The 23,258-nt window shown below is 73.5% G+C and carries 28 protein-coding genes and 1 pseudogene; 12 read left to right on the forward strand and 17 right to left on the reverse strand.

The window, feature by feature from the left end; genetic code table 11:
• Positions 1-18: 18 nt before the first annotated feature.
• From FHX44_RS25405 to FHX44_RS25415, 3 genes and pseudogenes are all read left to right on the forward strand, one after another.
• Entirely contained in the window at positions 19-771 is a 753-nt protein-coding gene (locus FHX44_RS25405) for an AfsR/SARP family transcriptional regulator (protein ID WP_147258093.1), read from the forward strand.
• Between the two features lie 100 nt (positions 772-871).
• On the forward strand, positions 872-1,930 hold the full coding sequence (locus FHX44_RS25410; protein ID WP_246170582.1) for a class I SAM-dependent methyltransferase: 1,059 nt from the start codon (positions 872-874) through the stop codon (positions 1,928-1,930).
• Positions 1,923-2,674 (forward strand): annotated as a pseudogene (locus FHX44_RS25415) (SDR family NAD(P)-dependent oxidoreductase). Before FHX44_RS25410 ends, FHX44_RS25415 begins: the two are co-directional and overlap by 8 nt.
• A gap of 54 nt (positions 2,675-2,728) precedes the next feature.
• Here FHX44_RS25415 and FHX44_RS25420 read toward each other — a convergent pair.
• A complete protein-coding gene (locus tag FHX44_RS25420; RefSeq protein WP_212613048.1) occupies positions 2,729-3,292 on the reverse strand; it encodes a helix-turn-helix domain-containing protein in 564 nt (187 codons plus the stop codon).
• Positions 3,293-3,387: 95 nt separating this feature from the next.
• Here FHX44_RS25420 and FHX44_RS25425 point away from each other — a divergent pair, with 95 nt between their 5' ends.
• Positions 3,388-4,326 carry an NAD(P)/FAD-dependent oxidoreductase gene (locus FHX44_RS25425; RefSeq protein WP_147258095.1) on the forward strand — a complete coding sequence of 313 codons (939 nt, stop codon included), beginning with the start codon at positions 3,388-3,390 and terminating at the stop codon, positions 4,324-4,326.
• A gap of 58 nt (positions 4,327-4,384) precedes the next feature.
• On the opposite strand, the gene FHX44_RS25430 is transcribed toward FHX44_RS25425, so the two are convergent.
• The 3 genes from FHX44_RS25430 to FHX44_RS25440 all read right to left on the reverse strand — a co-directional run bounded on the left by FHX44_RS25430 (position 4,385) and on the right by FHX44_RS25440 (position 7,718).
• A complete protein-coding gene (locus tag FHX44_RS25430) occupies positions 4,385-6,001 on the reverse strand; it encodes an ABC-F family ATP-binding cassette domain-containing protein (protein WP_147258096.1) in 1,617 nt (538 codons plus the stop codon).
• A gap of 205 nt (positions 6,002-6,206) precedes the next feature.
• Complete coding sequence (locus FHX44_RS25435; protein ID WP_170309040.1) at positions 6,207-6,506, reverse strand: PASTA domain-containing protein; 300 nt, start codon at positions 6,504-6,506, stop codon at positions 6,207-6,209.
• 54 nt (positions 6,507-6,560) lie between these two features.
• Entirely contained in the window at positions 6,561-7,718 is a 1,158-nt protein-coding gene (locus FHX44_RS25440; RefSeq protein WP_147258098.1) for an epoxide hydrolase family protein, read from the reverse strand.
• 63 nt (positions 7,719-7,781) lie between these two features.
• On the opposite strand from FHX44_RS25440, the gene FHX44_RS25445 reads away from it, so the two are divergent.
• From FHX44_RS25445 to FHX44_RS25455, 3 genes are all read left to right on the forward strand, one after another.
• The gene (locus FHX44_RS25445) at positions 7,782-8,735 is read left to right on the forward strand and encodes a helix-turn-helix transcriptional regulator (RefSeq protein ID WP_147258099.1); all 954 of its coding nucleotides are present in this window, start codon (positions 7,782-7,784) and stop codon (positions 8,733-8,735) included.
• Positions 8,736-8,805: 70 nt separating this feature from the next.
• Positions 8,806-9,129: a hypothetical protein gene (locus FHX44_RS25450; protein ID WP_147258100.1), complete on the forward strand. Its 324-nt coding sequence runs from the start codon at positions 8,806-8,808 to the stop codon at positions 9,127-9,129.
• A gap of 189 nt (positions 9,130-9,318) precedes the next feature.
• On the forward strand, positions 9,319-9,978 hold the full coding sequence (locus tag FHX44_RS25455) for a ferric reductase-like transmembrane domain-containing protein (protein ID WP_147258101.1): 660 nt from the start codon (positions 9,319-9,321) through the stop codon (positions 9,976-9,978).
• A 52-nt stretch (positions 9,979-10,030) separates the two neighbouring features.
• Here the strand turns inward: FHX44_RS25455 and FHX44_RS25460 are convergent, their stop codons facing one another.
• Both FHX44_RS25460 and FHX44_RS25465 read right to left on the reverse strand, forming a co-directional pair.
• Positions 10,031-10,684, reverse strand: a complete 654-nt coding sequence (locus FHX44_RS25460; RefSeq protein ID WP_212612639.1) for a response regulator transcription factor — start codon at positions 10,682-10,684, stop codon at positions 10,031-10,033.
• Positions 10,672-11,502 (reverse strand): sensor histidine kinase, encoded by an 831-nt coding sequence (locus FHX44_RS25465; protein WP_212612640.1) that lies wholly within the window; start codon positions 11,500-11,502, stop codon positions 10,672-10,674. Before FHX44_RS25465 ends, FHX44_RS25460 begins: the two co-directional genes overlap by 13 nt.
• 110 nt (positions 11,503-11,612) lie before the next feature.
• Between FHX44_RS25465 and FHX44_RS25470 the strand changes: the two genes are divergently transcribed.
• Entirely contained in the window at positions 11,613-12,260 is a 648-nt protein-coding gene (locus FHX44_RS25470; protein ID WP_147258103.1) for an endonuclease V, read from the forward strand.
• Between the two features lie 33 nt (positions 12,261-12,293).
• On the forward strand, positions 12,294-12,878 hold the full coding sequence (locus FHX44_RS25475) for a helix-turn-helix domain-containing protein (RefSeq protein WP_147258104.1): 585 nt from the start codon (positions 12,294-12,296) through the stop codon (positions 12,876-12,878).
• On the opposite strand, the gene FHX44_RS25480 is transcribed toward FHX44_RS25475, so the two are convergent.
• Together FHX44_RS25480 and FHX44_RS25485 are read right to left on the reverse strand one after the other, a co-directional pair.
• Positions 12,865-13,707: an alpha/beta fold hydrolase gene (locus FHX44_RS25480; protein WP_147258105.1), complete on the reverse strand. Its 843-nt coding sequence runs from the start codon at positions 13,705-13,707 to the stop codon at positions 12,865-12,867. The two genes, FHX44_RS25475 and FHX44_RS25480, sit on opposite strands and share 14 nt — an antisense overlap.
• Complete coding sequence (locus tag FHX44_RS25485; RefSeq protein WP_147258106.1) at positions 13,704-14,123, reverse strand: helix-turn-helix domain-containing protein; 420 nt, start codon at positions 14,121-14,123, stop codon at positions 13,704-13,706. Before FHX44_RS25485 ends, FHX44_RS25480 begins: the two co-directional genes overlap by 4 nt.
• Before the next feature lie 128 nt (positions 14,124-14,251).
• On the opposite strand from FHX44_RS25485, the gene FHX44_RS25490 reads away from it, so the two are divergent.
• Complete coding sequence (locus FHX44_RS25490; RefSeq protein ID WP_147258107.1) at positions 14,252-14,872, forward strand: TIGR03086 family metal-binding protein; 621 nt, start codon at positions 14,252-14,254, stop codon at positions 14,870-14,872.
• On the opposite strand, the gene FHX44_RS25495 is transcribed toward FHX44_RS25490, so the two are convergent.
• The 3 genes from FHX44_RS25495 to FHX44_RS25505 form a co-directional block, all read right to left on the reverse strand.
• Positions 14,856-16,064: an RNA polymerase sigma factor gene (locus FHX44_RS25495; RefSeq protein ID WP_147258108.1), complete on the reverse strand. Its 1,209-nt coding sequence runs from the start codon at positions 16,062-16,064 to the stop codon at positions 14,856-14,858. The two genes, FHX44_RS25490 and FHX44_RS25495, sit on opposite strands and share 17 nt — an antisense overlap.
• Positions 16,057-16,398, reverse strand: coding sequence for a YciI family protein (locus FHX44_RS25500; RefSeq protein WP_147258109.1), 342 nt, complete (start codon positions 16,396-16,398; stop codon positions 16,057-16,059). The genes FHX44_RS25495 and FHX44_RS25500 overlap by 8 nt, the downstream gene beginning before the upstream one ends.
• A gap of 64 nt (positions 16,399-16,462) precedes the next feature.
• Positions 16,463-17,134, reverse strand: a complete 672-nt coding sequence (locus tag FHX44_RS25505) for an ArsR/SmtB family transcription factor (RefSeq protein WP_147258110.1) — start codon at positions 17,132-17,134, stop codon at positions 16,463-16,465.
• 232 nt (positions 17,135-17,366) lie between these two features.
• Between FHX44_RS25505 and FHX44_RS25510 the strand changes: the two genes are divergently transcribed.
• The gene (locus tag FHX44_RS25510; RefSeq protein ID WP_147258111.1) at positions 17,367-18,764 is read left to right on the forward strand and encodes a rhodanese-like domain-containing protein; all 1,398 of its coding nucleotides are present in this window, start codon (positions 17,367-17,369) and stop codon (positions 18,762-18,764) included.
• Positions 18,761-20,032, forward strand: a complete 1,272-nt coding sequence (locus FHX44_RS25515; RefSeq protein ID WP_246170583.1) for an MFS transporter — start codon at positions 18,761-18,763, stop codon at positions 20,030-20,032. The genes FHX44_RS25510 and FHX44_RS25515 overlap by 4 nt, the downstream gene beginning before the upstream one ends.
• A 20-nt stretch (positions 20,033-20,052) precedes the next feature.
• Here the strand turns inward: FHX44_RS25515 and FHX44_RS25520 are convergent, their stop codons facing one another.
• The 6 genes from FHX44_RS25520 to FHX44_RS25545 form a co-directional block, all read right to left on the reverse strand.
• Positions 20,053-20,478 (reverse strand): MerR family transcriptional regulator, encoded by a 426-nt coding sequence (locus tag FHX44_RS25520; RefSeq protein ID WP_147258112.1) that lies wholly within the window; start codon positions 20,476-20,478, stop codon positions 20,053-20,055.
• Positions 20,475-20,825, reverse strand: coding sequence for a hypothetical protein (locus FHX44_RS25525; protein ID WP_147258113.1), 351 nt, complete (start codon positions 20,823-20,825; stop codon positions 20,475-20,477). Before FHX44_RS25525 ends, FHX44_RS25520 begins: the two co-directional genes overlap by 4 nt.
• A 172-nt stretch (positions 20,826-20,997) precedes the next feature.
• Entirely contained in the window at positions 20,998-21,489 is a 492-nt protein-coding gene (locus tag FHX44_RS25530; RefSeq protein WP_147258114.1) for a GNAT family N-acetyltransferase, read from the reverse strand.
• 32 nt (positions 21,490-21,521) lie between these two features.
• On the reverse strand, positions 21,522-22,148 hold the full coding sequence (locus tag FHX44_RS25535) for a class I SAM-dependent methyltransferase (RefSeq protein ID WP_147258115.1): 627 nt from the start codon (positions 22,146-22,148) through the stop codon (positions 21,522-21,524).
• Positions 22,145-22,816, reverse strand: a complete 672-nt coding sequence (locus FHX44_RS25540) for a cation diffusion facilitator family transporter (protein ID WP_281287913.1) — start codon at positions 22,814-22,816, stop codon at positions 22,145-22,147. Before FHX44_RS25540 ends, FHX44_RS25535 begins: the two co-directional genes overlap by 4 nt.
• Positions 22,813-23,163 (reverse strand): ArsR/SmtB family transcription factor, encoded by a 351-nt coding sequence (locus tag FHX44_RS25545; protein ID WP_147258116.1) that lies wholly within the window; start codon positions 23,161-23,163, stop codon positions 22,813-22,815. Before FHX44_RS25545 ends, FHX44_RS25540 begins: the two co-directional genes overlap by 4 nt.
• Positions 23,164-23,258: the final 95 nt, after the last annotated feature.

Genomic DNA, 23,258 nt, shown 5'->3' on the forward strand with positions numbered 1-23,258 from the left:
GTCACCGTGCGAGGAACCATGTCGAGCCCCGTCCCCTCCACGAGGGTTCAGCTGTGCGGGGCGTTTGCCGTGGAGATCGACGGGCAGCGCGTCGACCGGCGCCTCCCGGGCAAGCAGGGCCGGCTCCTGTTCGCCTACCTGACCCTGTTCCGGCTTCAACCGGTGTCCCGTGACCGGCTCGTCGACGTCCTCTGGGGCAGCTCCGCACCCGCAGGCGCAGGCGGCGCACTGAGCGTTCTCGTCTCGAAGATGCGTGCGGCGGTCGGCCACGGCGTGCTCACGGGCCGCACGGAGCTGTCCTTGGCGCTGCCGGAACCGGCGCGGGTCGACGTCGAGGACGCGGTGGCGGCGCTGCACTCGGCCGAGTCGGCGATCGCGTTGCAGGACTGGCGGCGGGCCTGGACGCCGGCGTTGACCGCCCAGCTGGTGGCCCGTCGACGGTTCCTGCCGGAAACCGACGCGCCGTGGACCGAGACGTGGCGCGGCAAGCTCGCCGACGTGCACGTCCGCGCCCTGGAGTGCTACGCCACGGCGTGTCTGCGGCTGGGTGGCACGGAGCTCCCCGGAGCGGAGCGGGCGGCGCGGGAGCTCGTGGACGCCGCACCGCTGCGCGAGACCGGGCACCTGCTGCTGATGGAGGTGCTCGCGGCGAGGGGCAACGTCGCCGAGGCGATCGCGGTGTACCAGCGCCTCCGCACCGAGTTGCGTGAGCAACTCGGCGTCGACCCGTGCCAGGCCGTGCAGGACGGCTACCTCCAGCTGCTCGGCTAGGAGCCGGGGCCGCCAAGGTTGCCCCAAGGTTCTGCCAGCGTGTCCCCAAGCTCGCGCATCCAGTCTGGGCCGCATCACCCGTCCACCTGGAGGCAACCGCATGACCACCGTGACCGAAGAGCAGATCGACGAGCTGCTCGGCCGATTCGTCACCGACCTCGGCGCGACCATCTCGGCTGGCAACGTGCTGATCGGGGACAAGCTCGGCTTCTATCGCGCCCTGGCAGAAGCAGGCCCTCTCACCCCGCGCGAACTGGCGGTCTACACCGACACCGCCGAGCGGTACGTCCGGGAGTGGCTGCCCGGGCAGGCTGCCGGGGGCTACATCCGTTTCGACGAGAGCACGGGCCAGTACTCCCTGACCGAGGCGCAGGCGCTGGCCTTCGCCGACCCGGCCGGGCTGGTGCTGCCCGGTGCGTTCCAGCTCGCCGTGGCCTGTCTGGCCGACGAGCCGGCGATCCTGGACGCGTTCCGGACCGGCCGGGGTGTCGCCTGGGGAGACCACCATCCGGACGTCTTCACCGGCTGCGAGCGCTTCTTCCGCCCCGGCTACGTCGCGAACCTCGTGACCTCGTGGATCCCGGCGATCCCGGGACTCCCGCAGCAGCTGGAGGCCGGTCTCCGCGTGGCCGACGTCGGGTGCGGGCTCGGGCCGTCGACGCGCATCCTGGCCGGCACCTACCCCGCGTCGACCGTGCGCGGGTTCGACGCGCACCCGGCTTCGATCGAGCTCGCGCGCGAGGCGGCCGCCGAGGCGGGCCTCGCCGAGCGCTGCGACTTCGCGGTGGCCCGCGCGCAGGACTTCCCCGGAACGGGCTACGGGCTGGTGACGACGTTCGACTGCCTGCACGACATGGGTGACCCCGTGGGCGCGGCGCGCCACATCCGTGACGCCCTCGCCGAGGACGGCATCTGGCTGATCGTGGAGCCCTTCGCGGAAGACTCGGTGGCGGAGAACCTGAACCCGGTGGGCCGGGTGTACTACTCGTTCTCGACCTTCCTGTGCGTACCGCACGCGATCTCCGAAGGCGCCGACGACGCGCTCGGCAACCAGGCAGGCGAAGCCCCCGTCCGGTCGATCGTGGAGGCGGCGGGGTTCCGCACCTTCCGCCGGGCGGCACAGACGCCGTTCAACATCGTCTACGAAGCCCGTGCGTGACACGCGTGACCGGTTTCGGCTCGACGGACGGGTCGCTCTGGTCACGGGCGCCTCCTCCGGCCTCGGCGCCCGGATCGCGGCGGTCCTGCACACGGCTGGGGCCGGCCTCGTCCTGATCGCTCGCCGCGAGGATCGGTTGCGCGAGCTGGCCGACGAGCTCGGCCCGGGCGTCGTCGCCACGGCAGGCGACATCCGCGATCCGGTCGTCCGCGCGGCGGCGGTCGACCTCGCGGCCGCCGCCGGTGGACTCGACATCCTGGTCAACAACGCGGGCAGCTGCGACCGCGGTGCGTTGCAGGACCAGTCGCTCGCCGACATCTCGGACGTGATCGACCTGAACCTCCTCGCGGCGATCGACCTCTGCCGGCTGGCCGCACCACTGCTGTTCGCGGGCACGGGCTCGACCGTCATCAACGTCGCGTCCATCTACGGCCTGATCGGGTCCCGTGCGCCGATGGCCGCCTACAACGCGTCCAAGGGCGGGTTGGTGAACTTCACCCGCCACCTGGCGGCGCAGTGGGGGGCGTGCGGGTGAACGCCCTCGCTCCCGGGTTCTTCCCCACGGAGCTGACCGGCGGGCTGAGGAACCCGGCCCAGCGGGTGCAGATCGAGCAACGAACGCTGCTCGGGCGCACCCCCGATCTCTCCGAGATCGACGGCCCGCTGCTGTTCCTAGCCTCGGACGCCGCGAGCTACGTGACCGGCCACGTGCTGGCCGTCGACGGCGGCTGGACGGCGGCGTAGTGCCCACCTCGAACGCCACCGGACGGACCGCGGGTTCCGGGGATCTGGCGCGCCTCACCGGCGGGAGCGGGCGCGGACGTGCATGCGCTCGCCCTGGCGGCCGAAGAGGCTGAGGATCTCGACGGGGCCGCCGCCCGCGCTGCCGAACCAGTGCGGCACGCGGGTGTCGAACTCGGCCGCCTCGCCGGGGCCGAGGACGAGGTCGTGCTCGGCCAGCCGGAGCCGCAGCCGGCCGGACATGACGTAGAGCCACTCGTACCCGTCGTGCGTCACGAGCCGCGGTTCGGTCTGCGTCGCCGGGATGGTCAGCTTGAACGCCTGCAGCGGGCCGGGGTGGCGGGTCAGCGGGAGCACCGTGCGCCCGTCCACGCGGCGAGGGCTGGTGTGCACCCGCGGGTCGGCGACCCGCAGCGTGCCGATCAGCTCGTCGACCGGCACCTGCAGCGCCACCGCGATCGGCAGCAGGAGCTCGAGGCTCGGTCGTCGTCCACCGGACTCGAGCCGCGAGAGCGTGCTCTTGGAGATGCCGGTGGCCTCGGCGAGCGCGGTGAGGGTGATGTCGCGCTGCGTGCGCATCCTTCGCACCCGAGGCCCGACCTCGGCGAGCGCGCTGCTGATCGTCGGTGAGTCCTGCACGGGACCATCGAAGGCCTCCGTCCCGGATTCGGCAACGATTGTTGCCGAAGCCGGGCCGGCGGGCGGATTCTGCGGGCATGGACGAGCAGTTCGACGTGGTGGTGGTGGGTGGCGGCGCGGCCGGGCTGAACGCGGCCCTGGTGCTGGCGCGGGCCCGCAGGCGGGTGGCCGTTGTCGACGCGGGGGACCCGCGCAACGCACCGGCCGCCCACATGCACGGCTTCCTCTCCCGTGACGGCATGCCCCCGGCCCAGCTGCTGGAGGTGGGGCGGGCCGAGGTCGCGGCCTACGGCGGGGAGCTCGTCGCGGACCGGGTCGCGCGGATCGACGAGGGTTTCACCGTGCACCTGGCCGGCGGCCGTGCGCTCCGCGCCCGCCGCGTGCTCGTGGCCACCGGCCTGCGCGACGAGCTCCCCGACATCCCCGGCCTGTGGGAGCGGTGGGCCCGCGACGTGCTGCACTGCCCGTTCTGCCACGGCTACGAGGTGCGCGACCGGCCCCTCGGCGTCCTGGGCACGCTGCACCTCGGGCTCCTGCTGCCGCAATGGTCGGGCGACGTGGTGTTCTTCCCGCACCGGACCGCGCTCTCGGCCGACGAGCGCGAGCAGCTCGTCGCGCGCGGAGTGCACATCGCCGACGGCGAGGTCACCGGACTCGTGGTGGACGGTGACGCCCTGAGAGGGGTCGAGCTGGCCGGGGAGCGGGTCGTCCCGCGGGCGGCGCTCTTCGTCGGGCCGCGGTTCGTCCCCCGTGACGAGCTGCTGGCCGGGCTGGGCTGCGCGACGGATGCGGACGGCCGGGTCCGCACCGACCCGACCGGCCGCACGAGCGTTCCCGGTGTGTGGGCTGCCGGAAACGTCGTGGATCCCCGCGCCCAGGTCGTGACGGCGGCCGGGATGGGATCGGCCGCCGCCATCGCGCTGAACGCCGACCTCGTGCAGGAGGAGGTGCAGCGCGCGGTCGCGACGCACCGGGGGGAGACGGAGGCGGCCGGGGCGGCGGGCCCTGCCACCTGACGCCGCGACTCGCACCCGCACCCGGACCGCGACTCGCGGAATCCGGACGCTTCGTGGGTCAGGCGCCGTCGGGTGGAGCCGTCTCGCGCAGCCGGCCGTCCGCGAGCCGCAGCCGGCGGTTCACCCCGATCTCCGCGAGGAAGCGCTCGTCGTGGCTCACCACGACGAACGCGCCCTCGTACGCGGCGAGCGCGCCCTCCAGCTGACCGACGCTGACCAGGTCGAGGTTGTTCGTCGGTTCGTCCAGGAGGAGGAGCTGGGGTGCCGGCTCGGCGAAGAGGACGCAGGCGAGGGTGGCGCGCAGGCGCTCGCCGCCCGACAGCGCACCGATCGGCAGGTGGATGCGCGCGCCGCGGAAGAGGAACCGGGCGAGCAGGTGCATCCGCCGCGACGGGGGCATCGCCGGGGCGGCAGCGGTCAGGCTCTCCACGACGGTGCGGTCCGGGTCCAGCAGGTCCAGTCGCTGGGACAGGTAGGCGATGCGGCCGTCGGCGCGGGTGGTCGTGCCGGCGTCGGGGAGCAGCTCGCCCTGGATCACCCGCAGCAGCGTGGACTTGCCCGCCCCGTTGGGGCCGGTCAGTGCGATGCGCTCGGGGCCACGGATGTCGAGGTCGACGCCGCTCCCCGCGAAGAGGTCCCGCACGCGGATGCCCTCGCCGACGAACACGGTGCGCCCGGCAGGCACGCGGGTGTCGGGCAGCTCCAGCACGATCTTCTGCTCGTCGCGCAGCGCTTGGCTCGCCTCGTCGAGCCGGGCGCGGGCCGCCCCGACGCGCGCGGAGTGGGTGCCGTCCGCCTTGCCCGCCGACTCCTGAGCACGCCGCTGCCGCGCTCCGGCGAGGATCTTGGGCAGGCCCGCGTCCTTGATGTTGCGCGCGGCGGTGCTCGCCCGGCGCGCGGCCCGCTCCCGGGCCTGCTGCATCTCCCGCTTCTCGCGTTTGACCTCCTGCTCGGCGTTGCGCACGTTCCGCTCGGCGACCTCCTGCTCCGCGGTCACGGCCTCGGTGTACGCGGTGAAGTTGCCGCCGAAGAAGCGGACGTCGCCCCGGTCGAGCTCGGCGATGCGGTCCATCCGGTCGAGCAGGGCGCGGTCGTGGCTGACCAGCAGCAGGCATCCGCCCCAGTCGTCGAGCACGTCGTAGAGGGCGCTGCGGGCGTCGAGGTCGAGGTTGTTGGTCGGCTCGTCGAGCAGCAGGACGTCGGGCCGCTTCAGCAGCTGACCGGCCAGTCCGAGGGAGACGACCTGGCCGCCGCTGAGGGTGCCGAGCCGCCTGTCGAGCGCGACGTCGCCGAGCCCGAGCCGGTCGAGCTGGGCGCGGGTGCGCTCCTCGACGTCCCAGTCAGCACCGATCGTCGTGAAGTGCTCCTCGCTCGCGTCGCCGGCCTCGACGGCGTGCAGCGCCGCAAGCACGGGAGCGATCCCGAGCACCTCGGCCACGGTCAGATCGGCGGCGAACGGCAGCTCCTGCGGGAGGTACCCGAGTGCGCCATCGACGGTGACCGACCCGCCGGTGGGCCGCAGCTGCCCGGCGATCAGCTTGAGCAGCGTGCTCTTCCCGGCGCCGTTCGGCGCGACGAGGCCCGTACGGCCGCCGCCGGCGGTGAAGGACAGGTCCTGGAACACCGGCGTGTCGTCGGGCCAGGAGAAGGACAGGTGGGAACAGACGATCGACATGCGGCAGCCTTCACGAGCGATGAGGGTGAACGGGGAATCGGCGATGTGCTCCGGGATCACCCGGAGATGTCGTCGTCCCCTGCGCCTGCCACGAGACCGACCTTAACAGCCCGGCGATCCGGTGCCGACGAGCTCGGTGAGGAACCGGTCGATCTGGTCCTCCAGCGGTGCCCAGGGCTGGTCGGGCTGGTCGAGCGTGCTCCGGTCACACGGGCGTCTTCATGCCGGACGGATCGCGCGGCCCGGGCGGGGGTGTCGTGAGTCGGCGGCCCCCGCCACCGCCCCCGCCGCCTCCCGTCTCGACGGCGACGGCGACCGGGTGGGCCGGAGCGACCCTCGTGCCTGCGGCGGGCGCCTGCGCGATGATGACGCCGGTGGCCGGGAGGGGCTCGTCGGGGTCGGCCGCGACCACGACGACCCGCGCCTCGAACGCGAGCTCGTGCGCGTCGCTCACGTCCAGGCCGACCAGCGCCGGTACCAGGACCTTGTCCTCCCGCTCGCTCACCCTGCAGGTGTACCCGATTGATCCGGATCGGTCACAACGGACGTTCTCGCCCCGTCAGCGCAGCGACCGGAAGAAGTCCCGCACGTCCGCGACGAGCAGTTCCGGCTCCTCGAGCGCGGCGAAGTGCCCGCCGCGGTCGACGTCGGTCCAGCGCACGATCGTGGCCGACTGCTCCGAGTACCGGCGGATGCCGATGTCGTGGGCGAACACGATCACACCGGTCGGCACCCCGGAGTTCGCCCTCGGCTCCCAGTCCCCACCCTGCGCGTAACCGACGTAGGCGGCCGAGCCCGCGGTGCCGGTGAGCCAGTAGAGCATCACGTTGGTGAGCAGCCGGTCCCGGTCGACGATCTCGTCGGGCAGGACGTGCCGCGGGTGGGTCCACTCGCGGAACTTGTCCATGATCCACGCCAGCAATGCGACGGGGGAGTCGACCAGCCCGTAGCCCATGGTCTGCGGGCGCGTCGACTGGATCGCGATGTAGCCGAACTCCTCCCGCATGAACGCCTCCACCCTGGCCACACGGTCGCGCTCGAGGTCGGTGAGCGAGGCGCGCTCCTCGTCGGGCATCGGGAGCGGGGGCAGGTTGTCGGCGCTGCCGTTGACGTGCACGCCGATCACCCGGTCCGGCGCGACCCGGCCGAGCTCGGCGGACACCCCGGACCCGATGTCCCCGCCCTGCGCCGCGAACCGCTCGTACCCCAGCCTGCGCATGAGCTCCGCCCACGCCCGTGCGATGCGGTTCGTGGTCCAGCCGGTGTCCGTCACCGGGCCGGAGAACCCGAACCCGGGCAGCGCCGGGATCACCACGTGGAACGCGTCGGCCGGGTCGCCGCCGTGCGACACGGGGTCGGTGAGCGGGCCGATCAGGTCGAGGAACTCCACGATCGACCCGGGCCAGCCGTGGGTGAGGACCAGCGGCAGCGCGTCGGGCTCGGCCGACCGCACGTGCAGGAAGTGGATGTTCTGCCCGTCGATCGTGGTGCTGAACTGCGGGATCGCGTTCAGCTCCTTCTCGGCCGCGCGCCAGTCGTAACCGGAGCGCCAGTGGTCCGCCAGTGCGCGCAGCCACGCCGTCGGCACGCCGGTGTCCCAACCGTCGCCGGGGAGCGGGGCCGGCCAGCGGGTGGCGTCGAGCTTCGCGGCGAGCTCGTCCAGAGCTGCCTGCGGGACGTCGATGCGGAAGGGGCTGATCTCGTCGCCGAAGGTCATGGGATCGACACTAGAGCCCGGTTAGGACAGCTCCGGTCCTAACCGGAAGGGATACTTCCTCGCATGTTGGAGACCTCCGCGCGCCTGCTCCGCCTCCTGTCGCTCCTGCAGATGCCGCGCGAGTGGGCGGGGGCCGAGCTCGCCGAACGCCTCGACGTCGACGTGCGCACCGTGCGGCGCGACGTCGACAAGCTGCGCGCGCTCGGCTACCCGGTGCACGCCGCACGCGGGCTGGCCGGCTACCGCCTCGGGGCGGGCAGCACGCTGCCCCCGCTACTGCTCGACGACGAGGAGGCGGTGGCCGTCGCGGTCGGGATGCGGACCGCGGCGAGCGGCGGCGTGGCCGGCATCGAGGAGTCCTCGCTCCGGGCACTGACCAAGCTCGAGACCGTGCTGCCGTCCCGGCTCCGGCACCGCGTCGAAGGGCTGAGCGCCGTGACCGTGACCATCCCGCCGGGTGCCGCGACCGTGGACCCCGACGTGCTGATGGCCGTGGCGGCCGCGGCCCGGGCGCACGAACAGCTGCGGTTCGACTACCGCAACCAGGACGGCGGCGAGACACTGCGGCGCACCGAGCCCCACCGGCTCGTGCACGCAGGGCGGCGCTGGTACCTGCTCGCGTGGGACCTCGACCGCGGCGACTGGCGCACGTTCCGGGTCGACCGCATGCGCCCGCGCATCCCGACCGGTCCCCGGTTCGTCCCGCGCGAGCTGCCCGAGGATCTTCCCGGACACGTCGGGCGCGGAATCACCACGCGCGCCTACCGCTACCGGGCCCGCTTCACGCTGCACGTCCCGATCACGGTTGCCGCCGACCGCATCGCGCCGACGGTCGGCACCTTGCAGGCGATCGACGAGCGGTCCTGCACGCTGCACGCGGGCTCGGACTCCCTCGACGAGCTCGCCCTCCACGTCGGGCTCTTCGGCTTCCCGTTCGAGGTGCACGAGCCCCCTGAGCTCGTCGCGCACGTCCGGGAGCTGGCGGTGCGCCTCGCTGCGGCCGCCGATCGGCCGTAAACCTGGCACCACCCTCGTCCCGGATGCCTGCACCGGTGAAACGGCGGCGTCGACGCGGTGAGGTCGACCCGTGCTGCTGGTGCTGCGGATCTGGTCGCTCGTGCTCGGCGTCGGGTTCGTCGTCGTGGGTGTGTTGCGCATGGTCCCGATCCCGGACCTCGCGCCCTTCGCGCAACCCGAGTACGTCCACGGTGCATTGCACCTCGTCTCCGGGGCGGCGTTCGTGCAGTGGGGCGCACGCCGGCCGGCGCCCCGGGTCGTCGCGGTGCTCGGCCTGTCGTGGGTGGTGCTCGGGCTCGTCGCGCGGTTCGGGCTGCTCGACCACACCGACGCACTGGTGCACATCGGCACCGGCGCCGTGTCGGTCGGGCTCGCCGTCGCGGTCCGGCGATGAGGATCGACCGGATCGGGCCGGGCGCCACCGTCGCGCTGCCGGTGCTGAACGGCGTGCTCTGGGCGGCGTCGCCACCGCCCGGCGACGGCCGTCAGGTGGTGGGGGAGGCCGCAGGCTCCACCGCGGTGCTGCTCTTCGCGGTCGCCCTCGTGCTGGCCACCCGGGCGCGGTGGCTCGAGCGCTTCTTCGGTGGGCTGGACCGGATGTACCGGACGCACCGCCGCGCCGGTCGCCTACCTCCACACCCTCCTGCTCGCCCGGTTCGTCCGGCCCCGGCGCGCCTACGTGGTGCGCGCGGTACGCAGGCTCGACCCGGCGACGGTGGAGGTCGTCCTGTCCCCGCGCGGGACGCGCAGGCTCGCGTTCCGCCCCGGCCAGTTCGCCTTCGTGACGTTCCACCAGCGCGGTCTGCGCGAACCGCACCCGTTCACGGTGACCAGCGCCCCCGCCGACGAGACGCTGCGGCTCACGATCCGGGCGGCCGGGCGCTTCACCGCCCGGGTGCACCGCGAGCTCGGACCCGGCAGGCGGGCCACCGTGGAGGGCGGCTACGGGATGCTGGGTCACGCCGGCGGGCGGGCGCGCCAGATCTGGGTGGCGGGAGGCATCGGGATCACGCCGTTCCTCAGCCGGTTGCGCGCGGGCGGGCCCGACCGTCCTGTTGACCTCTTCTACGTCGTGCGCCACCGCGAGGACGCCCTGTTCCGGAGCGAGCTCGAGAGCCACCCGGGGGTGCGCGTGCACCTCGTCGTCACCTCGGAGTCGGGCCGTCCGACCGCCGGGCGGATCCGGCCACCGTGGGCCGGCCGGCGGACGTCGACGTCCACCTGTGCGGGCCGGAGTCCATGACGACCGGCCTGGCCGCCGGGTTCCGCAGGCTGGGAGTGCCCCCGGCTGCGATTCACCTCGAGCCGGCCGCGTTCCGCTGAACCCCGAGGAACGCGAGCACCGCCAGCACCCGGCGGTGGTCGTCCGGTGCGGGCGGCAGGTCGAGCTTCGTCAGGATCGAGTTGACGTGCTTGGCCACCGCGGCCTCGGTGACGACGAGCCGGCGCGCGACGGCCGCGTTCGACCGTCCCTGCGCGATGAGCGCCAGCACCTCGCGCTCCCGCGGGGTGAGCGCGGCGACCGGCGAGCGGGTGAGCAGCCGGCGTACGACCTCCGGGTCGAGCACGGTGCCACCACCCGCCACCTCCCTCACCGCCGACGCGAACTCCGCCACGTCGCCGACCCGGTCCTTGAGCAGGTAGCCGATGCCGCGCCCGCTGCGGACCAGCTCCGCGGCGCAGCCCTGCTCGACGTGGTGAGAGAGCACGAGCACCGGGAAGCCGGGCCTGCGCCTGCGCAGCTCGAGCGCGGCGACGAGGCCCTCGTCGGTGAACCGGGGCGGCATCCGCACGTCGGTGACCGCGAGGTCCGGGGCTTCGCGCTCGACCGCGGCGATCAACGCGTCCGCGTCGCCGACCTCGGCGGCCACCTCCCAACCGGACCGCCGCAGGATGTGGGCGAGCCCGTCGCGCAGCAGCACCGAGTCCTCGGCGATCACCGCGCGCACGGCAGCTCCGCGGTGAGCACGGTGGGCCCGCCCTGCGGGCTGTGCACGCGCAGCCGGCCGCCGAGCAGCGCCACCCGCTCCGCCAGGCCGGACAGCCCCGTTCCCCCGTGCGGGTCGGCGCCGCCGCGTCCGTCGTCGCCCACCTCGACGTGCAGCACACCCGCCCGCTGCGTGCACCGCACCCAGGCCCGACCGGCCCCGCTGTGCTTGGCGACGTTCGCGACCGCCTCCGTGGCGACGAACCACGCCGCCGCCTCGACCTCCGCGGGCGGCCGGGCGCGCAGGGCGACTGCGACGTCGAGGGGGACGGCGGACCGCTCGGCCAGCGCGGCGAGCGCCGGACCCAGGCCCTCGCGCGGGTGCAGACCGTGCACCAGCTCCCGCAGCTCGGCGAGCGCCAGCCGGGCCTGGTCGTACGCGCGATCGAGCTGGGCTCGCACGGCAGGCGCGTCCTCCTCGACGCGTGCGACCCCCAGCGCCATCGTGACGGCGGTGAGCCGCAGCTGCGCGCCGTCGTGCAGGTCGCGTTCGATCCGCCTCCGCTGCGCGTCGAGCAGCGCACCGACCGCGGGACGTCGGGTGAGCGTGGCGGCCAGCCGGGCGAGCACCGGGAGGAACAGCAACGCGGTGACGCCGAGGCCGACCTGTGCGAGCGGCGGACGAGGGCCGAACCAGCCGGTCTCGAACGGCGCGGTCTGCGGGATCACGGCCAGGACCAGCGACCCGGCCAGCGCGACGAGGTCCACCACGAGCAGCAGCCCGACGGCGGCGGTGACCCATGCCTGCAGCACCGAGCACCCGATCCGCAGGCTGGTCACGGGGGCGGACGGTAGCGCCATACCGGATGGCTCCGCGGTAAGGAAAGCCCCCCTTTCGGGCCGAGAAGCCGATAGCGTCCGCCCCCGTGCAGCTGCATCCACTCGGACCGATGCCGGCGACTCCCGACGAGGCCGCGGCGGAGCAGGAGCGGCTGCGCCCGCTCGTCGACACCACCGGCCCCGGCCCCTCGGATCTGCGCACGGTGGCCGGCATCGACGTGGCGCACCGCGACGGCACCGACGACGTCGTGGCCGCGGTCGTCGTGCTGGACGCCGTCAGCCTGCGACCGGTCGAGACCCGCACGGCGTGTGGCCGCGCCGGCCACCCTTACGAGCCCGGCTTCCTCGCCCTGCGCGAGCTGCCCGCCGTCAGCGCGGCGCTGGAGGCGCTGGAGCGCGTCCCCGACCTGATCGTGTGCGACGGCGCGGGCGTCGCGCACCCGCGCCGCTTCGGCCTCGCCTGCCACGTCGGGCTGCTCACCGGCGTGTCGACCATCGGCGTGGCGAAGTCGCCGCCGATGCCGTTCGAGATGCCGAAGCCTGCGCGCGGCTCGTGGACTCCGCAGGTCGACGGCGACGAGGTGGTCGGGAGGGCGCTGCGCACGCAGCACGGTGTGCAGCCGGTGTTCGTGTCGGTGGGCCACCGCATCGGGCTCGACGCCGCGTGCGACCAGGTGCTGCGGCTCGCCCGCCACCGCCTGCCGGAGACCACCCGCCGAGCGGATCGGCTGGCCCGCGATGCGGCGTTGCGGTTGTAGCACGCTGTCGTGCTGCTTCGGCACGATGGGACGGTGGACGACGAACTGGATGCGGTGCTCGGCGCGGTCGGGCCGCGGTTGCGGGCCATCCGCAAGCGCCGCGGCCTGACGATCACCGACGTGGCGGCGACGACCGGGATCTCGGCGAGCACGCTGTCCCGGCTCGAGAGCGGGGGACGCAGGCCGAACCTGGAGCTGCTCCTGCCGCTCGCGCGCGTGTACGGCGTGCCCCTCGACGAGCTCGTCGGGGCGCCGCAGACCGGCGACCCGCGCGTGCACTTCCGTCCGGTGCGCCGGCACGGGATGACCCACATCCCGCTGAGCAGGCGCGCCGGCGGGGTGCGGGCCTTCAAGATGATCATCCCGGCTCGCACGGACGACCCCGACCCGAAGGCCCACGAGGGGTACGAGTGGCTCTACGTCCTCGACGGCAGCCTCCGGCTCCTGCTCGGCGACAACGACCTCGTGCTCGGCCCGGGCGAGGCCGCGGAGTTCGACACGCACGTCCCGCACTGGCTCTCCTCCGCAGGCCCCGGCCCGGTGGAGCTCCTGGTGTTGTTCGGTGCACAGGGGGAGCGGGCCCACCTGCGCGTTCGGCCGCGCGTCACCGCGCGGTGAGGAACTCCTTCACCGCTGCGGTCTGCGCCGGCAGGAGGTGCCCGATACCGGGGAGGACCCGGACCGTGGCCGAGGGCACGAGCCGCGAGAGCCGCGCGGCCGTGCGGGGCGTGTCGATGAACGCGTCGCGGGCGCCGAGGACCGCCAGTACGGGCATGGTCGCGCGGCGCAGTGCGGCGTCGTCGACCACAGGTACGGGCTCGCGCCGGTAGCGGTAGTGCCGGGACAGGAGCCGGACGAACTCGGCCGATCCGCGCTGCCTGCGCACCTCCGGCCCCAGGAACAGCTCCATCGACTTCTGCTCCCCCCACTCGCCGAACGGCTTCACGAGCACGGCGCCGAGCAGCCCGGCGACCTTCGGTCTGGCCACGCCGGCCGGGGTCAGCAGGGCCAAGCGGTCCACGCGCTCCGGGTGTCTAGTGGCGAAGTCCAGCGCCAGCCACCCGCCCAGCGAGACCGCTACGACGGAACCGTGCGCGACGCCGAGGGCGTCGAGGACGTCGCCGAACCAGAGCGGGTAGGCCCCGGACGGCAGAGGAGGGCGAGCCGGGGCGCTGAGGCCGGGCTCACCGATGAGGTCCACCGCGTACACCCGGAAGCGCTCGGACCACGCCGCCACGTCGCCGGCCCACATCAGGGCGTTCGACCCCGAGCCGTGCAGGAGCACCAGCGCCGGGGCGCCCGGCGGGCCCGACACGACGACGAACGTCTCGCCCTCGCGCGTGGGGACGCGCAGGTGCTCGGCGGGCACCGGCCAGGCCGCGAGCAACTCCCGGTACCGCTGCTCGATGGCGCGGGCGCCGTCGGCAGATGTGTAGATGGCTGTCACGACCGGTCCTCCAACAGCGCGCCGACGAGCCGGAGCAGCTCAGCGGTGCTCTCCGGCCCGCCGAGAACGATGATCTTCATTCGCGACTTCCCCTCGTCGTAGGCCATCTCGACGCGCAACCGCCCGTCGTCGTGAACGCCGCCCCCCGCGCTGCTCGTGACGAGCGTGCTGACGCGATCCACCAGTGCGCGGTCGGCGTCGTCGATCTGGACGATGCTCGACACCTCGACCGCCGCCCCTCTCCGCGGCGGCGTCACGGCCCGCCCGGTGAACGCCTCCAGGGCGCCGGCGTCGATCCGGTACTGCCGGCCGACGCGGACGGCGTCGAGGCGGCCGTCGCGCACGTAGCTCCGCACGGTCTTCACGTGGAGCCCGAGCAGCGCCGCGACCTCCTCGACGGAGTACAGCTTTGTCATCTCACGTTCCCTCAAATGGCCTTGTTGAGAGAACAATAGCGTACTTGAAGGCAGTTCTGTGCCGCTGTCGGATTCGGGCACCGCCGGTTCGTCTCCAGGGCATGAGTTCCTCGAGCGGAAGGACGGCCATGGACGCGATGCAGCAGTACGGGCGCGCGCAGGACGCTTTCGAGACGGTGTTGGCCGCGGTGCGGCCGGACCAGTGGGACGCCCCGTCGGCCTGCACCGAGTGGACGGTGCGGGACGTCGCGGGGCACGCCATCTGGGGGCAGCGCCAGATGCAGGCCTGGGCGACCGGGGCGGACTACGCGGACAGGCGCGGGGCGCCGGGTGCGCCACGTCCGGGTGACCTGGCCGGGTCCGACCCGGTCCCGGTCTGGCGGTCCGCGCGTGCCGAGTCGGTGGCGACCTTGACCCCCGACGCGCTGGCCCGCACGACGTCGATCACGGGCTTGGGCGAGGTCCCGCTCGGCGCGATCGTGACGCTGGTGATCACCGACCTCGTGACGCACACCTGGGACATCGGGCACGGGCTCGGCACGGACGTGCGGCTCGACCCGGAGCTCGTCACGGTCGCGTTCGACTGGGCACGCTCCAACGTGGTCCGTCGCCCCGGCTTCTTCGGGCCCGAGCTCGCGCCGCCCGCGGGCAGCGACGAGCAGACCAGGATGCTGGCCTTCCTGGGGCGGGCGCCGTGGCAGGACGTGAGCGAGCGTGCGAGCTCACCATCACTCAGCACGTCCAGCTGATGCGGTCCTCGATGATGGCGCGCTGAGCGGGGTTCGCGGTGAGGTCGAGCGCGCGGCGGTCGGCCTCCCGCGCCTCCTCGGGCGCACCGAGCGCCCTGAGCAGCTCCGCGCGGGTGGCGTGCAGGAGTGGGTACCGGTCGAGGTGCTCGGCGAGCGCGTCCACCTCCTTCATCGCCGCCTCGGGGCCGGCGTGGTAGCGCAGGGCGATCGCGCGGTTCAGCCGGGTCACCGGTGACGGGGCCACGGCGAGCAACATGTCGTAGAGGACGACGATCTGCGCCCAGTCGGTGTCCTCCCACCGCGGGGCCTCCGCGTGGCAGGCGACGATCGCGGCCTGCAGCTGGTACGGCCCGGGGCGGCCGGACGCGGCGGCGCGGGCGATGAGCTGGCCCGCCTCGGCGATGGCGGCGTGGTCCCACCGGCTCCGATCCTGGTCGGGCAGCAGCACGATGCGCCCTCCCGCGTCGAACCGGGCGCAGGCGCGGGCCTGGTGGAGCCGGATCAGCGCGAGCAGCCCGATGACCTCGGGTTCGCGGGGCAGGGTCCAGACGAGCGAGGACGCCAGCCACTCGGCGTCCTCGGCCAGCCGCCGCGACCAGGCCCCGTCACCCGTCGAGGACAGGTATCCCTCGTTGTAGAGCAGGTAGACGACCGTGAGGACCTCGTTCAGCCGCTCCGGCAGCTCCGCGTCCGGCGGGATGCGGTACGGGATGGCCGCGTCGGTGATCTTGCGTTTGGCCCGGGTGATCCGCTGCGCCACCGTGCTCTCCGGCACCAGGAACGCCGCGGCGATCTGGGGCGTCGTCAGCCCGCAGATCGTGCGCAGGGTGAGCGCGACCTGCGCCTGACGGGGGAGCGCGGGGTGGCAGCAGGTGAACAGCAGCCGCAGCCGGTCGTCCGGCTCCTCCCGGGCCGGCCACTGCAGCTGCGTGAGCTTCTCCCGGTAGCGGGCCTGGCGGCGCAGCACGTCGAGCCCGCGGTTGCGGGCGACGGTGAAGAGCCACGCGTCCGGCCGGTCCGGGACGCCCTCGACGGGCCACCGCCGCAGCGCGGTCTCGATCGCGTCCTGCACGAGGTCCTCCGCGGCGGAGAAGTCCCCGAGCAGGTGCACCAGCGACGCGGCGAGCCTGCCGGCGTGATCCCGCACCACGCGGGCCAGCTCGTCGTGCGGACGACCGACGTCGTCACACATCCGCCGGCCGGATCTCGATGACCGGGCACCCGGGCCAGGAGCGGGCCATCGCCAGCGCCTCGTCCAGGTCGGCCACCTCGGCCTCGACGAACCCGGTGACGATCTCCTTGCCCTCGACGAACGGCCCGTCGGTCACCTCCGCGTGACCGTCGACCTTGCGCATGGTGGTGGCGGTGTGCGCGGGCAGCAGGTGGACGTGGTGGGTGATCCGCGCGGCGTTCTCGGCGAACCAGCGCCCCACCTCGTCGTAGGCCGCCTGGCGCTCCTCGTCGCTCATGGCGGCCAGGTACTCGGCGTATTGCGGGGGCTCGGCGAACATCAGCACGTACTTCATCTCGCTCCCTCCTCCGGGACACCCCATCGACGTTCGGGAGCGCCGCCGTTTCGACATCCTGGCCCTACGCCGCCCCGGCGACGGGCAGGCCCGCGAGCCGCCACTCGAGCATCCCGTCGGCCAGGCGGACCGCGCGCCTGCCCTCGGCCTCGAGCAGGCGCACGGCGTCGTGGGCGAGCACGCAGTACGCGCCGCGGCAATAGGCGACGACCTCGACATCGGCCGGCAGCTCGGACAGCCGGACGGGCAGCTCGTCGACGGGGATCGACACCGCACCCGGAATGTGCCCGGCGGCGAACTCCTGCCAGGGCCGTACATCCAGGACCACGACCTCGCCTGCCTCGACCCGGCGCAGCAGCTCCTCGCGATCGACGTGTTCGGTGTCCTCCCCGTCGTCGATGCCGAGGTATCGCGTCCGCGCCGCCTCGACGTCGGGCAGGCGCGCCGCGGCGACGGAACGCAGGTGCGCGAACAACGCGGCCACGTCGGTGTCCGCGAGCCGGTACCGGATCGTGGTGCCATCCCGGCTGGTCGCCACCAGCCCGGCCCGCTTCAACGTCTGCAGGTGCGCCGACGTGGTGGTCAGCCCGAGCCCCGCCGCCGAGGCGAGAGCGGCCACGCCGCGCGGCGCCTGTGCGAGCAGGTCGAGCAGCTCCAGCCGTTTCCCGCTGCCCATCGCCTTGCCCACCCGGGCCAGCTGGTCGAACAGCTCCGACTTGCGCCCGGCGTCGCCCATGGACTCCTCCAATGATCCGTGGAATAGTCTAGTGCCCCCGCCGGAAGTCCGTTGGGTTAGTCGGTGGATTCAAGTTCTCGCTGGGTGCGCCGGTCGGCGGCGCTCGTACCGGGCGTACTCGGGCCGTCGGCCGGTCGTGGGCTTGGGCCGCCGAATCATTCGGCGGACTTCCGGCGGGGGCACTGGGAAGGCGCGGGTGAGCGCGCCATGCCCTGCAGCGCGGGAGGGCGGCATGAGCGACACCACGACGGCCGGATCCGCCAGCACCGTCGGACCGACGGCGATCGTCGACGAAGGGCTGGGCAACTCCTGCTACCTGGTCGATCTCGGCGACGGCGGGGCGCTGGTGGTCGACCCCCCGCGGGACCTGCGGGGGGTGCGCGCCGCGGCCCACGAGGCGGGGCTGCGGATCAGGTTCGTCGCCGACACCCACCTGCACGCGGACTTCCTCTCCGGCGCCGTGCAGCTCGCTCATGACGACGGTGCGTCCGTAGTGGCATCCGCTGCCGGGTGCCGGGAGTTCGCGCACGTCGGGCTCGACGACGGGGCCGAGGTCGATCTCGGCGGACTGTGGCTGACCGCGCTCGCCACCCCGGGCCACACCGACGAGCACCTGTCGTTCCTGCTGTCCGACGGTGCCCGACCGGTGGGCGTGTTCACCGGCGGGTCGCTGATCGTCGGGTCGGCCGCGCGAACCGACCTGCTCGGACCGGAGCGCGCGGAAGACCTGGCGCGATCGCAGTTCGCGTCCCTGCGACGGCTCTCGCGACTGCAGGCGGACACGGCGGTGTGGCCGACCCACGGGGCGGGCTCGTTCTGCTCGGCCCCACCCGGGGCCGAGCGGACGTCGACCATCGGCCGGGAGCTGGCCACGAACCCACTGCTCGCCATTGACGACGAGGACCGCTTCGTCGAGCGGCTACTGGGTTCGCCGGGCAGCTACCCGCACTACTTCGCGAGGCTGGCCGAGATCAACCGCCGAGGGCCGTCCGTGCTCGACACCGCCGCGACGGGACGGCTCACCGCGCTCCCCGTGCCGGAGGTGCGGCGGCAGTGCGCCGACGGCGCGTTCATCGTCGATGTCCGTCCGGTGTCCGACTACGCCCGCGCACACATCCCCGGCTCGATCTCGATCCCGCTGCGCGCCCAGTTCGCCACCTGGCTGGGCTGGCTCGTCCCCGCCGACGTCCCCGTGGTCGTCGTGCGGGGCGACGATCAGGATCCCGCCGACCTGGTGTGGCGGGCGGTGAATATCGGGGTCGAGCGGCTGGTCGGGGAGCTGCACGAGGGGCTCGCCGCCTGGACCGCGGCCGGGCTGCCCACGGCGAGCGTCGGGCTGGTGCGCCCCGGGGAGATCGACGCGAACCGGCGGGTGCTCGACGTCCGCCAGGACGCCGAGTTCGCCGCAGGCCACCTGCCGGGCGCCCTGCACGTCGAGCTCGGCGCACTCGCGCGGGACGCGGGGGACCTGATCGACACGCCCACGCTGGTGACCTGTGGGCACGGGGAACGCGCCGCGGGAGCGGCAAGCATTCTCGAACGCGCCGGGCACCACGACCTGGCCGTCCTCGTCGGCGGCCCCGCCGACTGGGCCGAGGCCACCGGTAGGGAGCTGGAAACGGGGTCGTGACCGGGCGGCCTCCGCGGTTGGGGCTGCGGGAGAACCTCGCCCAGTTCGTGCTGCTGGTCGCCGTCAACGCCCTGGTGGGCGGCATGTACGGGCAGGAACGGACGGTGCTGCCCCTGCTGGCGGAGACCGAGTTCGGGCTCACCCGCTACAGCGGCGTGCTGACCTTCATCCTGGCGTTCGGCGCCACGAAGGCCGTCGCGAACTACGCGGCCGGCGCTCTGTCCGATCGCTTCGGCCGCAAACCCGTGCTGGTCGGCGGCTGGCTGATCGCACTTCCCGTGCCGCTGCTGCTGATGTGGGCGCCCAGCTGGGGCTGGGTGATCGCGGCCAACGTCCTGCTCGGGCTCAACCAAGGCCTGACCTGGTCCACCACCGTGGTCATGAAGATCGACCTCGTCGGGCCGGCCCGGCGTGGGCTGGCGATGGGCCTCAACGAGGCAGCCGGGTACGTCGCCGTCGCGGCGACCGCGCTGGCCACCGGTTACATCGCCGCCCGGGCCGGACTGCGGCCCGAGCCGTTCTTCCTCGGCGTCGCCTTCGCCGCGCTCGGGCTCGGCCTGTCCACGCTGCTCGTGCGGGAGACCCGCGACCACGCCCGTCTCGAGGCGGCGAACCACGTCGGACGCGCGGACGGGCGGCACGCGCACCTGCACGCCGGCCTGCCGAGCCGGCAGATCCTCGCCCAGGTCAGCTACCGCGAACCGGCGCTGTCCGCGGCGAGCCACGCCGGCATGGTCAACAACCTGATGGACGGCGTGGCGTGGGGGCTGCTCCCGCTGCTGTTCGCCCGCGCCGGGCTGCCGGTCGCGCAGATCGGTGTGCTCGCGGCGCTCTACCCGGCCGTGTGGGGATTCGGCCAGCTCGCCACCGGCGCGCTGTCGGACCGGACCGGCCGCAAACCGCTCATCGTCACCGGGCAGTTCCTGCAGGCCGCCGCCCTCGCCCTCGTCGCGATCGGCGACTCCTTCCCCGTGTGGGCCGTCGCGGTCGTCCTGCTCGGAGCGGGCACCGCCCTGGTCTACCCGACCCTGCTTGCCACGATCGGCGACGTCGCCCACCCCGCGTGGCGGGCCCGCGCGGTGGGGGTCTACCGCCTGTGGCGTGACGGGGGGTTCGTCGTCGGGGCTCTGGTGGCCGGGCTGATCGCCGACGCCTACGGCCTCACCGCCGCCGTCTGGGCCGTCGCCGCGCTGACCACCGCGTCCGGGATCGGGGTCGCGGTGCGCATGTACGAAACCCACACGCCCGTGCCGGGAAGATCCCGCTGACGACGCCCGCGTGCAGCCACTCACGCGCTGGCCGCGCCGTCGAGTTCCGCGAAGGGGATGGGGCAGGCCGGGTCGCACGAGCATTCGGCGAGGTCGCTGCAGTCCGCGGCGAGCACGGCGGTGAGCGTGGCGCGGACCTGCGTCAGGTGGTCGATCTTCGCGTCGACCTCGGCCAGCTTGGCGGTCGCCGCTGCGCGCAATCCCGGGCGCGGGCCGCGGTGGGAGCCGACCTCGATCAGCTCGCCGATCTCGGTGAGCGTGAACCCCAGTCGGGCCAGCCCGCGGATGACCCGCAGCGCCGTGACCGCCTGCGAGTCGTACTCCCGGTGCCCGCCCAGGCTGCGCCGCGGCGTGGGGAGCAGGCCGCGGCGCTCGTAGTAGCGCAGCGTCTGCACGTTCACGCCTGCCTCCCTCGCGAGCTGCCCCGAGCGCAGGGTCGTGCTCATGCGGACTCCCTCGGCGCACGGGCGCCCTCGGCCCGGCGGGCGAGGCCGTCCAGCACGGCGATCCGGGCTGCCGGCACCTGCACGTCCAGCACCAGGTCGTCCGTCGACGCCGTGAGCCGGAAGCCGAAGAACGAGCAGCAGGAGGACTCGCGGGCGACCAGATCTCGCACCGCCGATGCCGTCACGGCGCTACCGTCGAGGATCAACCGGAGCCGCTCGGGCGCCGGTCGCTCCACCCTGTTCAGGGCGGTGGCGAACACGGCGTCGAACTCGGCCGCCCGCAGGGGCTGCTCCTCGGTCGGCAGCGTGCAGGCGTCGACCGCCACCCAACCATCGCTCGCGCTCATCGCACCCACCTCCTGCCGGGGCCCGCCGATTGGGCCGTGCACCCACGCTAAATCCGTACCTGGGTACCGGATGCAAGTGTTCCGGCGAACCGTGGAACCGGCAGGGCTGAGCTACCGCGGTGAGGGCGGCCCGCCGCACCCGCGGTCCCGTGGATGACGCCGGCCGAGCGGCTCAGCGCCCGGTCCCGTTGACGGCGATGTCGAGGCGCAGCAGCGGGCGGGGCCAGGTGATCCGGCCGGTAGGCGGGATCTCACCCACCCGGACCGCGCCGACCGATCGGTAGAAGCCCTCCGACGGCGGGTGCGACACGATGTGGAGACGCTCGACGCCCATCTCCCTGCTGATCGCGACGACGTCGTCCATCAAGGCGCGGCCGATGCCGTGACCCTGCCGGTCGTCGGCCACGAACATGAAGTCGAGCTCCGCCTCGCCCGCCACCCCGCGGCCCGGCACCAGCAGGCTGGCGAACCCGACGATCCCGCCCTGGTCGTCGACGCACACCCGCGTCGGGTTCGCGGCCAGGTAGGCGTCGTCGATGAGCTGCGGCGCGACCATCACGCGGTACTCGCCGTCGTAGGCGCCGGAGCCGCGCACCATCCGGGTCAACTCCGGCCCGTCCGTCGACCAGGCATCGCGGATTCGGAGGGGTGCGGTCGAGTCCATACCCACATCATGCCCTATAGGGGTATAGGGCACTAGGCGCCGGGCTTGCCGGCGACGACGCGCTCGACGATCCCCAGCCTGAACCGCTCCTGCTGCTCGATCACGAATCCCTGGTCGCGCACGTGGAGGACCGGCCGGCGGCGGAAGTGCTCCCCGCCGGTCGGGATCGTCACCAGCTCGAGCATCCGCTGGAGCAGCCGCGCCGGCGCGGACGTGCTGACGACGTGATCGGCCAGGCGCAGCCGCCCGCCGGGCCGCAGCACTCGCCACATCTCGGCGATGGCGCGGCGGTCGTCGGGGATGGCGCACAGCGCGAACGTGCACACCACCGTGTCGAAGGCGGCGTCGGGGAACTCCAGCCGGTGCGCGTCGCCGACCTGCAGGGAGACCGTGCGGCCGCTCGTGGCGGCGCGGCGCCGGGCGTGTTCGAGCATCTCGGGGCTGAGGTCGACGCCGGTGATCGAGACGTCCGCGGGGTAACTGTCGAGGTTGAGGCCCGTGCCGATGCCCACCTCGAGCACGTCCCCGACCGCCCCGTGGCACACCCACTGCCTGCTGTCACCGAACACCTTGCGGTCGAGGAACGCCATCTGCCTGTCGTAGGAGCCGGCGTGCTTGTCCCAGTAGCGGCGCAGGCGCTCTGCCTCCGGTCCTCTCATGACGTGGCCTCGTCCTCCTCGGCGCAGCAGTCACATCCGTCCTCGTCGTCGAGCCGAACGGGTGGGCAGCAGGTCTCGCCGCGCAGGGCCTCGCGGCCCTCCCGCACGGCGACGGCGGCCAGCCCGAGCGCGACCACGGGGTCGGCCCACCACCAGCCGAGCGTGGCGTTCAGCACGAGTCCGACCAGGACCGCGGCCGAGAGGTAGGTGCACAGCAGGGTCTGCTTCGAGTCGGCCACCGCGCTGGCCGAGCCCAGCTCGCGCCCGGCGCGCCGCTGGGCCCATGACAGGAAGGGCATGATCACGACGCTGACGGCGACCAGCGCGATCCCGACGTCCGACCGCTCGGGTTCGTGCCCGCCGACGAGCGTGCGCAGCGCCTCGACCGTGACGTAGGCGGCGAGGACGAAGAACGACCCCGCGATGACCCGCAGCGCGACCTTCTCCCGTCGCTCGTGGTCCGGGCCGGCGAACTGCCAGGCGACCGCGGCGGCTGAACTGACCTCGATCACCGAGTCCAGGCCGAACCCGATCAGCGCGATCGACGAGGCGATCGTGCCCGCGGTGATCGCCACGACCGCCTCGATGACGTTGTAGGTGATCGTCGCCGCGACGAGCAGCCGGATGCGGCGCCGCAGCACGGCTCGACGATCGACGGCGATGCTCACGACGCCACCTCGGCCGGCGTCCCGTAGACGGGGCAGAGCGCCACCGCCGAGCCGGTCTCGGAGAGCAGCAGTTCCGCGCTGCGCAGGAGATCGATCAGCTCGGGGCGGGTGAGCGAGTAGAACGACTGGCGGCCCTCGACGCGGAAGTCGACCAGCCCGCAGTCGCGCAGGCAAGCCACGTGCTTGGACACCGTCGACTGTGCCAGCCCGAGCGCCCGGGTCAGGTCGACCACGCGGGCCTCCCCGTGCGCCAGCCGTCGGACGATCGCGAGCCGCGCCGGGTCGCCGAGCGAGCGGAACAGCGCGACCGCGGGGGTCAGATCCTGATCGCAACAATCGATCGCCACTCGGCGATGATAGCCCTATCCAGCGATGATCAGTGCCCGGCGCGTGGCATCACCGCGGTTCGCGTGCTCACGGGGGAGAGGTTGCCCTGACCGTC

Source organism: Pseudonocardia hierapolitana (genome assembly GCF_007994075.1).
GTDB lineage: Bacteria > Actinomycetota > Actinomycetes > Mycobacteriales > Pseudonocardiaceae > Pseudonocardia > Pseudonocardia hierapolitana.

What these genes read in the sequence shown, in the direction of transcription:
- FHX44_RS25405 (WP_147258093.1), top strand. Translation starts at nt 19, where the DNA reads ATGTCGAGCCCCGTCCCCTCCACGAGGGTTCAGCTGTGCGGGGCGTTT.
- FHX44_RS25410 (WP_246170582.1), top strand. Translation starts at nt 872, where the DNA reads ATGACCACCGTGACCGAAGAGCAGATCGACGAGCTGCTCGGCCGATTC.
- FHX44_RS25425 (WP_147258095.1), top strand. Translation starts at nt 3,388, where the DNA reads ATGGACGAGCAGTTCGACGTGGTGGTGGTGGGTGGCGGCGCGGCCGGG.
- FHX44_RS25430 (WP_147258096.1), bottom strand. Translation starts at nt 6,001, where the DNA reads ATGTCGATCGTCTGTTCCCACCTGTCCTTCTCCTGGCCCGACGACACG.
- FHX44_RS25440 (WP_147258098.1), bottom strand. Translation starts at nt 7,718, where the DNA reads ATGACCTTCGGCGACGAGATCAGCCCCTTCCGCATCGACGTCCCGCAG.
- FHX44_RS25445 (WP_147258099.1), top strand. Translation starts at nt 7,782, where the DNA reads ATGTTGGAGACCTCCGCGCGCCTGCTCCGCCTCCTGTCGCTCCTGCAG.
- FHX44_RS25470 (WP_147258103.1), top strand. Translation starts at nt 11,613, where the DNA reads ATGCCGGCGACTCCCGACGAGGCCGCGGCGGAGCAGGAGCGGCTGCGC.
- FHX44_RS25485 (WP_147258106.1), bottom strand. Translation starts at nt 14,123, where the DNA reads ATGACAAAGCTGTACTCCGTCGAGGAGGTCGCGGCGCTGCTCGGGCTC.
- FHX44_RS25490 (WP_147258107.1), top strand. Translation starts at nt 14,252, where the DNA reads ATGGACGCGATGCAGCAGTACGGGCGCGCGCAGGACGCTTTCGAGACG.
- FHX44_RS25495 (WP_147258108.1), bottom strand. Translation starts at nt 16,064, where the DNA reads ATGTGTGACGACGTCGGTCGTCCGCACGACGAGCTGGCCCGCGTGGTG.
- FHX44_RS25500 (WP_147258109.1), bottom strand. Translation starts at nt 16,398, where the DNA reads ATGAAGTACGTGCTGATGTTCGCCGAGCCCCCGCAATACGCCGAGTAC.
- FHX44_RS25505 (WP_147258110.1), bottom strand. Translation starts at nt 17,134, where the DNA reads ATGGGCGACGCCGGGCGCAAGTCGGAGCTGTTCGACCAGCTGGCCCGG.
- FHX44_RS25510 (WP_147258111.1), top strand. Translation starts at nt 17,367, where the DNA reads ATGAGCGACACCACGACGGCCGGATCCGCCAGCACCGTCGGACCGACG.
- FHX44_RS25520 (WP_147258112.1), bottom strand. Translation starts at nt 20,478, where the DNA reads ATGAGCACGACCCTGCGCTCGGGGCAGCTCGCGAGGGAGGCAGGCGTG.
- FHX44_RS25525 (WP_147258113.1), bottom strand. Translation starts at nt 20,825, where the DNA reads ATGAGCGCGAGCGATGGTTGGGTGGCGGTCGACGCCTGCACGCTGCCG.
- FHX44_RS25530 (WP_147258114.1), bottom strand. Translation starts at nt 21,489, where the DNA reads ATGGACTCGACCGCACCCCTCCGAATCCGCGATGCCTGGTCGACGGAC.
- FHX44_RS25535 (WP_147258115.1), bottom strand. Translation starts at nt 22,148, where the DNA reads ATGAGAGGACCGGAGGCAGAGCGCCTGCGCCGCTACTGGGACAAGCAC.